15 protein-coding genes and 1 pseudogene are annotated in these 10,306 nt (G+C 36.0%); 3 read left to right on the top strand and 13 right to left on the bottom strand.

Going from position 1 to position 10,306, the window contains the following annotated elements:
• Positions 1-3 precede the first annotated feature (3 nt).
• Entirely contained in the window at positions 4-339 is a 336-nt protein-coding gene (locus tag AC503W_RS08305) for a hypothetical protein (RefSeq protein WP_494916760.1), read from the top strand.
• 369 nt (positions 340-708) lie between these two features.
• Here the strand turns inward: AC503W_RS08305 and AC503W_RS08300 are convergent, their stop codons facing one another.
• The 7 genes and pseudogenes from AC503W_RS08300 to AC503W_RS08270 form a co-directional block, all read right to left on the bottom strand.
• Complete coding sequence (locus tag AC503W_RS08300; RefSeq protein WP_494916759.1) at positions 709-1,143, bottom strand: DUF4279 domain-containing protein; 435 nt, start codon at positions 1,141-1,143, stop codon at positions 709-711.
• A 129-nt stretch (positions 1,144-1,272) separates the two neighbouring features.
• On the bottom strand, positions 1,273-1,668 hold the full coding sequence (locus AC503W_RS08295) for a hypothetical protein (RefSeq protein WP_494916757.1): 396 nt from the start codon (positions 1,666-1,668) through the stop codon (positions 1,273-1,275).
• A gap of 151 nt (positions 1,669-1,819) precedes the next feature.
• Positions 1,820-1,984: a hypothetical protein gene (locus tag AC503W_RS08290; protein WP_494916754.1), complete on the bottom strand. Its 165-nt coding sequence runs from the start codon at positions 1,982-1,984 to the stop codon at positions 1,820-1,822.
• A 958-nt stretch (positions 1,985-2,942) separates the two neighbouring features.
• A pseudogene (locus AC503W_RS08285) lies at positions 2,943-3,350 on the bottom strand (IS1595 family transposase); the annotation flags it as partial.
• A gap of 272 nt (positions 3,351-3,622) precedes the next feature.
• Positions 3,623-3,943 carry a hypothetical protein gene (locus AC503W_RS08280; protein WP_494916750.1) on the bottom strand — a complete coding sequence of 107 codons (321 nt, stop codon included), beginning with the start codon at positions 3,941-3,943 and terminating at the stop codon, positions 3,623-3,625.
• A 155-nt stretch (positions 3,944-4,098) separates the two neighbouring features.
• A complete protein-coding gene (locus AC503W_RS08275; protein WP_494916749.1) occupies positions 4,099-4,278 on the bottom strand; it encodes a hypothetical protein in 180 nt (59 codons plus the stop codon).
• A 162-nt stretch (positions 4,279-4,440) separates the two neighbouring features.
• Entirely contained in the window at positions 4,441-4,653 is a 213-nt protein-coding gene (locus tag AC503W_RS08270; protein ID WP_494916747.1) for a hypothetical protein, read from the bottom strand.
• A 430-nt stretch (positions 4,654-5,083) separates the two neighbouring features.
• Here AC503W_RS08270 and AC503W_RS08265 point away from each other — a divergent pair, with 430 nt between their 5' ends.
• Both AC503W_RS08265 and AC503W_RS08260 read left to right on the top strand, forming a co-directional pair.
• Positions 5,084-5,281, top strand: coding sequence for a helix-turn-helix domain-containing protein (locus AC503W_RS08265; RefSeq protein WP_494916745.1), 198 nt, complete (start codon positions 5,084-5,086; stop codon positions 5,279-5,281).
• Positions 5,282-5,366: 85 nt separating this feature from the next.
• Positions 5,367-6,524, top strand: coding sequence for a site-specific integrase (locus AC503W_RS08260; RefSeq protein WP_494916743.1), 1,158 nt, complete (start codon positions 5,367-5,369; stop codon positions 6,522-6,524).
• Positions 6,525-6,678: 154 nt separating this feature from the next.
• Here the strand turns inward: AC503W_RS08260 and AC503W_RS08255 are convergent, their stop codons facing one another.
• Genes AC503W_RS08255 through AC503W_RS08230 form a run of 6 tightly spaced genes read right to left on the bottom strand, consistent with a single transcriptional unit; the run spans position 6,679 to position 10,306 of the window.
• Positions 6,679-7,458, bottom strand: coding sequence for a sulfite exporter TauE/SafE family protein (locus tag AC503W_RS08255; protein WP_494916742.1), 780 nt, complete (start codon positions 7,456-7,458; stop codon positions 6,679-6,681).
• Positions 7,459-7,508: 50 nt separating this feature from the next.
• Positions 7,509-7,736, bottom strand: coding sequence for a sulfurtransferase TusA family protein (locus tag AC503W_RS08250; protein ID WP_494917307.1), 228 nt, complete (start codon positions 7,734-7,736; stop codon positions 7,509-7,511).
• 39 nt (positions 7,737-7,775) lie between these two features.
• Positions 7,776-8,903: an MBL fold metallo-hydrolase gene (locus AC503W_RS08245; RefSeq protein WP_494916740.1), complete on the bottom strand. Its 1,128-nt coding sequence runs from the start codon at positions 8,901-8,903 to the stop codon at positions 7,776-7,778.
• Between the two features lie 55 nt (positions 8,904-8,958).
• Positions 8,959-9,354 carry a DsrE/DsrF/DrsH-like family protein gene (locus tag AC503W_RS08240; RefSeq protein ID WP_494916738.1) on the bottom strand — a complete coding sequence of 132 codons (396 nt, stop codon included), beginning with the start codon at positions 9,352-9,354 and terminating at the stop codon, positions 8,959-8,961.
• 33 nt (positions 9,355-9,387) lie between these two features.
• On the bottom strand, positions 9,388-9,957 hold the full coding sequence (locus AC503W_RS08235; protein WP_494916737.1) for a sulfurtransferase TusA family protein: 570 nt from the start codon (positions 9,955-9,957) through the stop codon (positions 9,388-9,390).
• A 52-nt stretch (positions 9,958-10,009) separates the two neighbouring features.
• A complete protein-coding gene (locus AC503W_RS08230; RefSeq protein WP_402875408.1) occupies positions 10,010-10,306 on the bottom strand; it encodes a rhodanese-like domain-containing protein in 297 nt (98 codons plus the stop codon).

Below are 10,306 nucleotides of genomic sequence, written 5' to 3'. Positions count from 1 at the left end.
GGAATGATGGTGAAAATAAAGGATAAAATTTATTCTAAATTAAGAGATGAATTCAATAGTATAGATTGGCATTATGGACCTGACTATGACCCTGAAAAGACCGTGTTACGGTATGGAAAAAACGTGCCATTGAGGCTTGTAAATGGGTACGATGATGCAAGGTATGGAAACCCTGATCATAAAAAATTCGTGGCATTCGTTTTGCGTAATGGTGCAAAAGGGTTAGGTGCTGTTGGCATTCTTGGCCTTAGTGGATATGGTGCTGTAAAGCTAGGCTTGCATTTAAATTCTAAACACGATGCGAAGAAGAAAAAAGAAAAAGATACGAATGTACAGTAAATAGAGAGATAAGGCACAAAGCATTGATATACTTGTGCCTTATTTAATGCATTTATAAGGGAAATAATGACACCCTGATTTGATTCTTACATTAAGTTAAGAACCAATTTCAGTAAAGTTAATACCCAACAGTATTGAACCCACTCTTGTTCAACAATCCTGCCCCGTTACTTTAAGTACATAATTTCACAATCTCCTTTAAAATTTAACATATAGATCTAATTTTCTTTAAAGGACTTGCTCCACAATCTGACCCTTAAATGAAAAATGAGCGCTTATCCTTGTTCAAGGATAGTGCCCGATTGTGGAAGATTACTATAGCTTCTATTAGCTGGTTTACTTGAAAAAGAAAAAATGCCTTAGCTTATTTTAATCTTCTATACCATCATAAGGGTTTGCGTACAAATCAATGTCAAACTCGGCTTTTATCCTACTTGCAAATTCAATTTGTTCATTATCTAGATATAAACCAGGCGTATCCCCGTTTTCCATTATTATTACGATGAAGAATTTGCATTCCAGTTTATAGTCCTCTTTTAACTGATTTATTACGGCTACTTGATTTTTTATTGGATCTAAAACCTGATCCATTTGTTCCTTAACATCATAGGACTCTTGGTAACCACTACTTAGATCCCAAGCTGTTTCTTTTCGATAGTGGGGATGCAAAGAGTTACGCCGAGGAATGAGGTCACCTTTTTTGTAGGATAGAGTAGGGGTTATTCCTAAACGTTTCGTTACTTCATCTATTGGAAATTCATCACCAAACAAACTGAAATGCACCATTACTTGAGTTTTATCCATTTGCAATATTCCCTTCTGATAGTTCTCATTTATCTAGAAATAATTATATCATCCTTCTTCAACCTGCTTCGTTAGCACAGGCAGCGACGGCTCTTATTAAGCAATCGCGCCCTTTAGCTGAATAAAAAGTTAATCTACATTTTTCTTTCTAAAGAACGCTAAATCTAAAAAAGCTATCCCTAAAGATAAACCTAACGCACTAGAAAAAATCCTATAATAATCTATTTCTTCCGGTCTAAAAAAATAATAATAAATAATACTCGTCCCACTAAGGAGAACAAAAGCAGAAATAAATCTATACATTCTTTTTCTAATATCAAACCATTTTAATTTTCTCATATTGATTACAGTTGCCACAATGAAATAAAAAAGAAATAACATAAGAAAAACAACATAGCCAATAACAAATTTAAAAGCAAATGAATTATCAATATTCTTATATACAATAAATAACGAAATTATCGTGCTTACTACAAATATTGTATAAAACATAATAGATATTAGATTTGAGGGAAATTTCTTCATTTTATCTCGATCCTCCATTTTTAGCGGTGGAAGTGTTCAAAATTAGTTAGCAAGAAGTAGCTTTTTCTGAGTTCCGGAAACGCGCCCGATTGTGGAAGATTACTATAGCTTCTATTAGCTGGTTTAGTTGAAGAAGTGTTAATTTTTATTTCTATTCTTTTTTCCAATACCAAACACCAATCCAATAAAAGAATGTAAAAATTCCAAAACCGATTAGAGCATTTTCCTCAAATCTATGATTATCATCAACAACAAGAATTGTTATAACGTAAACAACAGTCAAAAATAAATACTTCCATATACTTCTTTTGAACATAGATTTTAACTCCTAAGATGTAATGTGCTTATAAGTTAGTTATTAATTTTAACATTTCTACTTCAATCCTACTTTACTATATTTCATATCTTCTTGTGCTAAACTGTCCGTCAGCACAAAAAGCGATTGCTCTAATTGAATAATCGCTACCCGTTAGTTTAAAAAAAGGCTCTGTTAAATTTAATTGTTGTTTTTAAATTTTTTGGGGAATCGATTTATTGTAGTTTCCCATTTTGGGTGTAGTAGGAAAAATATGGATTTATAACAATAAGGAATATACACGATTTTATGCAAGATAGAGAACACTTCCAACAAGCACAAATACAGTCGCATCAACCATTTGAGCCATCTGTATAAAAAATGTTCACAAGAAAAGGCACGAAACGCTGTAAATCAACATTTGTGCCTTTTTAAACTGTCCCCAAACTTTTATTTAGGAACGTTATTTTCGTTCTTTTGAATAGCGTATACATTAAGGCGATTTTTACCAATTTAAAATAATTAATATCTTTAAATTCCTGTTGTAACTAATAATAGAAAAGTAAAAAATAAAATCAATACATTTAAGGTTAACCCGACCAACCCTATTAATAATTTTCTTATGCGTTTAGACGATATTGACATAAACAAAGAGATTACAGCAAGTATAAAACCGATAATTGATAAAATGTTGAAAGTAATAATTCTAAGGTAAATATCAGTATTAGGTCCTCTGGGTATATTAAAAAAAATAATACTTACTATGACAGGAAGAATAGATAAAATACCTAAAATTGTACTTACTTTACTTTTGTTCAAAATCACTATTTCCTCCCTCATATTGCATTTCACTATTTATTTTGCTATACGCTTAAATAACCCTTTAAAAAACATTCCCAAAGCGATGTTTGGTAACTTTATTTCGTCTAACGCTGTAAGTCCTTGCATTTGGATGAACGCCCTAAAAGTCAAACGAGCATTACACATTGAATTTCGACAAACGTAAACTTTGATAGGTTTCTGTCATTTCAAAAATAAAGGATGTCAATAGAAATTCTTTGATATTGTGTTTTGTACTTTCATTACTATGACTATCTACAAATAAGAACCAAGCTAGGTAATTATCAAGATATTTAGACGCTACCCCATTAAAACGATTTATCCAATTTTTCAATCGTGAATGGAGTCCGTTCACATTTTGAATATGATACAAACCTTTGATAACGTGTTTTCCATCATCTGACTTAATGCGGTAGTGTTCTAACCCCTTTTCATTTGCATACGTTTTATACGCTCTCCACGCATCTGTTACAAGTACATTATTAGGTGTTAATTTAGAGCCTATCATACCATCAACTTTAGTTTTGACAACACGCTTTAACATAGCCTAAAAAAAAGAAAAACCACCCTTCGTGACAAAAGAGTCGCTTTTCTCGCTAGTTCGGGGAAATTCCCCTTAGTAGAGAAGATTGTTAAAATAGTGACGTTTTAGGGCCTTTTGGTATTGTATAGAGGAAAGAAAGCCCACGAAGTAATTAAACACTACAAAACTTATGATGGAACTACGTGTAAACTCAATTATGATTCAGTGTGGTTTATCAATAAGCCCCTTTCCAAAAAACTGCACAGATGAGGTAGAGTTTAAGGCTCCAACTAAAATCACTCATTCTTCCTATCCTTGTTCAATAATGATGAAAGATTTTTTTCGAAAATATTCATCATTTCTTCACAATTCATATCTCGTAGTTCAAGATTTATATCCAATAAATCATTTAAAAGGTTTTCTACCTCAACTGGAATACCATATGTCTTTTGTTGAGTTAATAGCTGTGATATGTGAAAGAGTAATCCGAAGAATTGAGATTCATCAATCCTATCCGGAAGAAGAGAACGAATTTCAAAAAGCTGTTCCTTTCCGCTTTCTTTGAACGCTTCTGTATATGACGTCATAAAATCCTTAAAAAATTTAGTCGGTCCCATTGTCTGTTACCCTAAATTAAAAAGAGCAGCTACAATTATTCTCATTTGTTCTTCGGATAATGATAAATTATATCGAATCATCAATTTCCTCTCCTTGCCTTCTTGATCTTTTTCACTATTTCTGAGTACTGCTACCAGTCCAACCTTCTCGTTCTTTATCGTTCATACTTACGACTCGCTTTTTCAACGTTTATAGAGATCAATTCTTTTAACACTACATCATACTCTTTTATTCGTTTGATAATCTGATTTTTAAACAATTGTTGTCCTTCTCGAAATCCCTCTTCATAGCCTTCTTGAAATCCTTTTTGAAATGATGATTCCTTCTCCTTCATCAAAGTCACCTCCACTACACCAGGAACATTAGTTCTTATTTTATCACACCAAACACCTACGAACAGATGTACGAAAAAATAGCTCAATCACGGTCAACTGAGCTATCCCTTATATTCATTTTAAATTTCTTATTCAACTAAGACTCATAAAGACCTGTTAATTCAGCTAACAATTTTAATAATCAGATTTTTCACACTTGCTTTTCTATTCTTTAGTGAAATCAGCTTTTTATATTTTAAATTTAAGATTTTTAAAGAATCCTCTAAAAAAAACCGAAGGTCACAATCTGCAATTGGCAACTCCACTTCTCCTTTCTCTATTAATTCCCTTATTTTTTCTTCGTAACTAGCCTGTATGGTATATTCACTCTCCATCTAATCACCTCAAAAATAGACTTAAATAGATTTCTCCCTTTATTATTGACACCTTTGTATGCCCATAATCAGTTAATAAAAATCGGAAACTTTATTGGATATAAAACACAATTAAGCAATGATTGTTAACTCTAATCAAATTAACAACGATCAACGAACCGGTGCATTTCTGAGGAGAAAAGTGCCTATCATCGAGAAGCCTACTCTTGTTATTTCGATAAGTAATTAAGGAAAAAAGAATGTTATTTATGCTTTTTCTCCATAAAAAAAACGCTAACTATCATAACAATAAAATTCATTACTATCCCGAAAAAAATTTAAAAAAATCTCCTCAAACCTTGAAAATTAAAAATCCTACAGAATATAATGTGTCCGAAATTAATAATTTAGAAACTTTAAAACTATTATCCTTAAGGAAGAGGCAAAAATTATGCATAAAGACATCGAAGATTATCCAATGATTTTGACAGCGGTACACATTTCAGAAATCCTAATGATTTCCAAACCAACAGCTTATGAATTAATGGAACAAACATCATTTCCATTGATTCGAATTGGTAGAATCAAACGAGTTAGAAAAGATGAATTCTTTAATTGGCTTACTCAACAACAAGTGAGCGGCTTATAAAAAGGAAAGCAAGTGGTCAATATGGTACTAGACCACTTGCTTTCCTTTGTATCCACATAATTATAGACATACGGAGGTAAGCATAATGAAAGGTAGCATAAAGAAACGAGGAAACACTTGGACATATACAGTAGATACGGGAAGAGATCCGCTGACGGGCAAACGCAGACAAAAAACCAAAGGTGGTTTCGCACGCCAAAAATATGCACAAGCCGCTCTTCGTAAGCTTCTTGTTGAAATCGATGAGAATGGGTATGTTGAACCAAGTAAAGAAGTCTTTTCTTCCTATTTGGAAAATTGGTTTACATCACACTATCAAAAACGTATAAAGGATACTACTGTGTATAATAGAAAATATTTGATGGACAAACACTTAATTGAAGAGAATCCTTTTGCAAATAAAGAACTCTCAAAAATTACAACAGAAGATATTGATTCTTTTTACAATCTCAAATTAGATGAAGGATATAGTACAAGTTATATACGTAAGATGCATCAAATGTTTCATCAATCATTTAATCAAGCAGTGAAATGGAAAAAAATTATCATTAATCCAGTCATCAATGCTGATCCACCCTCTGTAAAAAAAGAAGAGATGACGATTTGGTCTTTTGAAGAAATCGACACGTTTCTTCAACATTGCAAGGGAGAGCGGCACTATTTAACTTTCTTACTTGCTCTATATACTGGAATGAGGAGAGGGGAAGTCTTAGGTCTAAAATGGACCGATGTTGACTTTACCAAGAAGACCATCCGAGTTGAACGTTCTTTAGCACACGTCCCTAATAAAGGATATATTTTAACTACTCCAAAAACGAAAAACTCTAAACGATACGTACCCATTCCGGATATCGTTCTTAATGAACTACTCCGGCATCAAAAATTACAGGAAAGCTGGAAAAATCGATTCGGAGATCAATATCAGGATCAAAACCTAATCATATGTACGGAAACAGGCACCATACAAGATCCTCGAAACGTGTTACGCGTAATGAAAAGACTGATTACCAATGCTAATGTGACATCTATTCGATTTCACGATATCCGTCATACGCACGCATCGATCCTCATTTCAGAGGGAGTAGATATTGTAAAGGTGGCTCATCGATTAGGACACGCCAATCCTAAAATCACGTTAGAGACATACGCTCACCTCATTCCAAATGTAGACAATGAATTGGGCGATATATTCCAAAAAGCTGTTGAACAATCCCGTGAGCAAAATGTGAGCAAATCACAATAGTAACCGTAATTGACCGACAGCACTTAACACAAAAAAAGGCTGAATCCCTTGATATATCAAGGATTCCAGCCTATCCAATCGGATGACCTGTGAGGGGCCCGAACCCCCGACCCCAACCCTGTCAAGGTAAAGGTCTAATCTCCTTTTACCAACCCTACACCAAAATCCCCATCCAAATCTTTACTGCTGTTGCTAATATTAATAGTGCCAATATGACTTGAAGGATTTTTGTGTTCATTTTCTTCCCTGCCATTGCACCAAGTGGAGCTGCGATGATACTTGCAACTACCATGATGATTGCCGGGTAATAGTCGACTTGGCCTGTAGAGATCTTGCCGACTGTTGCCCCAATGGAGGAAATGAAGGTAATGGCTAGTGAAGAGGCAATGGTTACCCTCGTCGGTATTTTCAAGACAACGAGCATAATCGGAACAAGTAAGAAGCCCCCTGCTGCCCCGACAACCCCGGAACCTAAACCGACTATTAAGGCAAGTACTGCCGCTAACCATTTATTAAATTTGACCTGGTCTAATGGGATATCATCGATTCCCTTTTTCGGTATGAACATCATCACAGCTGCTATTAAAGCGAGCAGGCCATAGACGATATTGATACCGTCTTCCGACATCGATTGCGAACCGAAACTCCCAATCACACTTCCTATTAATACACTGATACCCATGTAGAGGATAAGCGGCTTGTTTAAATAACCACCCTTACGGTAAGCCCATACACCCCCGATGGAGGCGAATAATACTTGTACGGCGCTGATACCTGAAACTTCGTGGGCACTGAATGCCGCTAAACCGAAGATCGGTGGAATGTATAAAAGCATCGGGTACTTGATGATCGACCCGCCTATGCCAAGCATTCCTGAAATATAGGAGCCAATGAAACCAATTAAAAATATGGTGATGATAAAAGTAATGTCCATGTCAGTCTCTCCTTTAGAAGAGGGGAACCTAATTGGTCCCCTTATCTTTATCAGCCTTTTCTAATCCAGAATTTCAACACGCCATTATCTTCTGCCATTTCAATTAGCTCATGTCCGCCTGATTTTGACCAAGCCGCTAAATCTGCTTTTGCGCCTTTATCTGTTACGTGTATTTCCAACACTTGACCGGATTCCAATTCATTCATCGCTTTCTTTGTTCTTACGATCGGCATTGGACAAGCCAAGCCCTTAGCATCTAATACCTTTTCTGATTTCATCATGATAAATCTCCTCTATTCGTAGTTTTTTAAACTGGTTTAGCGTACCGCACAACGATTCGGTCCAATTTCCATTTCACGTTGTTTTTCCTCATCAGGCGTGATTTTCCCCATGTTCGTTTGACGGATTTCTTGGTAAGCATTCGGTTGTGGTGGTAGGTTTCCCGTTACCATCTCTCTGAATTCTGCTTCGTCTGCAATATTCAGGCCATGATTTTCTTCAAACAACGATCCTAATTTCTTAGCGACACTGCCGTCTTCGTTCAGTTCTTCAATGATCATGAAATGAGATGGAAGGACAATCAATTCGTCTGATAGTTCTTTGTAACGTGTATAAAGGGTTTCTCTCAAGTCGCCAACCCAATCCTCAGCCAATCCAGCTAGATCCGGTCTACCAATCGAATCGATGAATAGTATGTCCCCTGTCAAAAGGTATTTTTCATCGATAACAAATGAAGTAGAACCAATTGTATGTCCTGGAGAATATAGAGCTTGGATTTCAATAGCCGTGTGACCGATTTTAACTACCTTACCATTCTCTAAAGGCTCATATCCAAAGACAACTTCGGTTGCATCTTTTGGTGGCAACCAATACGTTGCATTCGTGCTTTCAGCAATTTGTCGACCACCTGAAATATGGTCAGCATGTAAGTGTGTATCAAATACTTGTGTGATCTTTGCACCGATACTTTCTGCAAAATCAAGGTAGGTATCAATCATCCTGGTAGAGTCAATAATGGCTGCTTCTCCGTTGGAAACGATCATGTATGACAAGCATCCTTTTCCAAGACGGACAAATTGATAGATTTCCCCACCATCATTCAAATCGCCAATTTTCAATGGCTCTAGGTGTTCACTCCATGCTTTCATTCCGCCCTTTAAGTAAGAAACCGTTAGCCCTGCATCAGATAGCATTTCCGCTACCATAACGGATGAACCTTCTTTTGCACATACCACCAAAACTTCCTTATTGGCAGGGATTTTATCCATGACTTCATCCACACCATCTAGCAATTCGAAGTAGGGCATATTAAAGTAGTCGAAACCCGCTCCTTCAATTTTCCAATCGTTAAAATCATTTTCATTACGAACGTCAAAGATAAATAGCTCATCATTATTGATTACTTTCTTTGCCACTTCTTTAGCTGTCATTTCATTGTATGGCATTCTATATACCCCCTATAGTATATTCCGTTTCAAATTTTTTTCTTTTTTTAAGCTATTAAAATGTTAAAGTAACATCCGCATCTTTAGCGAATTCCAAGAATGTTACAGCGCCGCCGACTTTAATTCCGTCAACGAAGTCTTCTTTCACTAGTCCCATAACATCCATTGTCATTTGGCATCCGATAAATATAACACCCAATTCTTGAGCCATAGCAAGTAATTCTGGAATGGCCGGTACATTGGCCTTTGCAAATCCTTCCGCAAAATGTTCTTTGCCTTCTGGCATCGGAAGTTGTTTATTGCCTTCCTTGTGGATTAAGTTTAATCCTTCAAATGTGAAGAAAATGGCAACCTTTTGATCTGTTGCTGCCGCTGCTGTGGCAATATTAAAAACTTTATATGCGTCAAATAATCCACCGTTACTAGCGATGATTGCTACCTTTTTAGTCATCCTTCATTCCTCCATATTAGTAGTAGTTTTTTATTAATTCACTGATTTTTCTGTCGGACCATTCCATTGGCTCATGCCAGGCATGACATTGATTACTTGCTTAAATCCTGATTCTGTAAGTTTTTGTGCAACTAGGTCACTCCTGCTCCCAGTACGGCAAATCACGTATATCTCGGATTCTTTATCCAGTTCACTTAGACTGCCATCCAAATCACCCAGGGGAAGGGATTTCGCCGTTGGAATGTGTTCAAAAGCATATTCTGCCGATTCTCTTACATCCAACACAACAATATTTGGATTTGCCTCTATTTTTTGTTGAAGCTCCTCATTCGAAACAACGTTCGGGTGTTTCTTTTCGATACTTTCTTCTCCGCTTGATTTACGAAGGTAATGTTTCAGAACAGTTCCTTCTTCGACTGTACCTAAATATTGATGACCTGTACTCTCTGCCCAAGCTTTCATGTCGGCCGTTGAACCTTTATCCGTTGCTTGGACTTCCAATACTTCACCGGACTCCAAGGCATTTAAAGCCTTTTTGGTTTTGACAATGGGCATCGGACATGCTAATCCTTTTGCATCTAATACAGAATTTGTTTTAATCATGTTTCTTCCTCCTCAATTTATACTGCATGGGGTATTTAACTATTCAAAAAAATTACGCGGTTGGTCCGTTCCAGGCAAGCATTCCGCCTGTCATATTGATTACTTGGTACCCATGATCCTCAAGTAGTTTTACGGCCTTTGAACTTCTACCACCAGAGCGGCAGACCATGATATATTCTTTTGACTTGTCCAGATCTTGCATCTTGAATTCTATTAGTCCTAAAGGTATATGCATGGCAGATGGGATTTTACCCGTTTTCACTTCATCCACTTCACGTACATCGATAATATTCACTGGTGCCTTTTGATTTAAAAGAGTTTCGACTTCCTGTGTTGAAATTTCCTTCAT

The organism is Peribacillus suis (assembly GCF_059384845.1).
This window is presented reverse-complemented; position numbering and strand designations above follow the sequence as displayed.

Bases quoted from the DNA above. Each gene is read 5' to 3' on its own strand.
- AC503W_RS08245 (WP_494916740.1), bottom strand. From the start codon at position 8,903: ATGCCATACAATGAAATGACAGCTAAAGAAGTGGCAAAGAAAGTAATC.
- AC503W_RS08305 (WP_494916760.1), top strand. From the start codon at position 4: ATGATGGTGAAAATAAAGGATAAAATTTATTCTAAATTAAGAGATGAA.
- AC503W_RS08270 (WP_494916747.1), bottom strand. From the start codon at position 4,653: ATGGAGAGTGAATATACCATACAGGCTAGTTACGAAGAAAAAATAAGG.
- AC503W_RS08280 (WP_494916750.1), bottom strand. From the start codon at position 3,943: ATGGGACCGACTAAATTTTTTAAGGATTTTATGACGTCATATACAGAA.
- AC503W_RS08255 (WP_494916742.1), bottom strand. From the start codon at position 7,458: ATGGACATTACTTTTATCATCACCATATTTTTAATTGGTTTCATTGGC.
- AC503W_RS08295 (WP_494916757.1), bottom strand. From the start codon at position 1,668: ATGAAGAAATTTCCCTCAAATCTAATATCTATTATGTTTTATACAATA.
- AC503W_RS08250 (WP_494917307.1), bottom strand. From the start codon at position 7,736: ATGAAATCAGAAAAGGTATTAGATGCTAAGGGCTTGGCTTGTCCAATG.
- AC503W_RS08290 (WP_494916754.1), bottom strand. From the start codon at position 1,984: ATGTTCAAAAGAAGTATATGGAAGTATTTATTTTTGACTGTTGTTTAC.
- AC503W_RS08230 (WP_402875408.1), bottom strand. From the start codon at position 10,306: ATGAAGGAAATTTCAACACAGGAAGTCGAAACTCTTTTAAATCAAAAG.
- AC503W_RS08260 (WP_494916743.1), top strand. From the start codon at position 5,367: ATGAAAGGTAGCATAAAGAAACGAGGAAACACTTGGACATATACAGTA.
- AC503W_RS08240 (WP_494916738.1), bottom strand. From the start codon at position 9,354: ATGACTAAAAAGGTAGCAATCATCGCTAGTAACGGTGGATTATTTGAC.
- AC503W_RS08265 (WP_494916745.1), top strand. From the start codon at position 5,084: ATGCATAAAGACATCGAAGATTATCCAATGATTTTGACAGCGGTACAC.
- AC503W_RS08300 (WP_494916759.1), bottom strand. From the start codon at position 1,143: ATGGATAAAACTCAAGTAATGGTGCATTTCAGTTTGTTTGGTGATGAA.
- AC503W_RS08275 (WP_494916749.1), bottom strand. From the start codon at position 4,278: ATGAAGGAGAAGGAATCATCATTTCAAAAAGGATTTCAAGAAGGCTAT.
- AC503W_RS08235 (WP_494916737.1), bottom strand. From the start codon at position 9,957: ATGATTAAAACAAATTCTGTATTAGATGCAAAAGGATTAGCATGTCCG.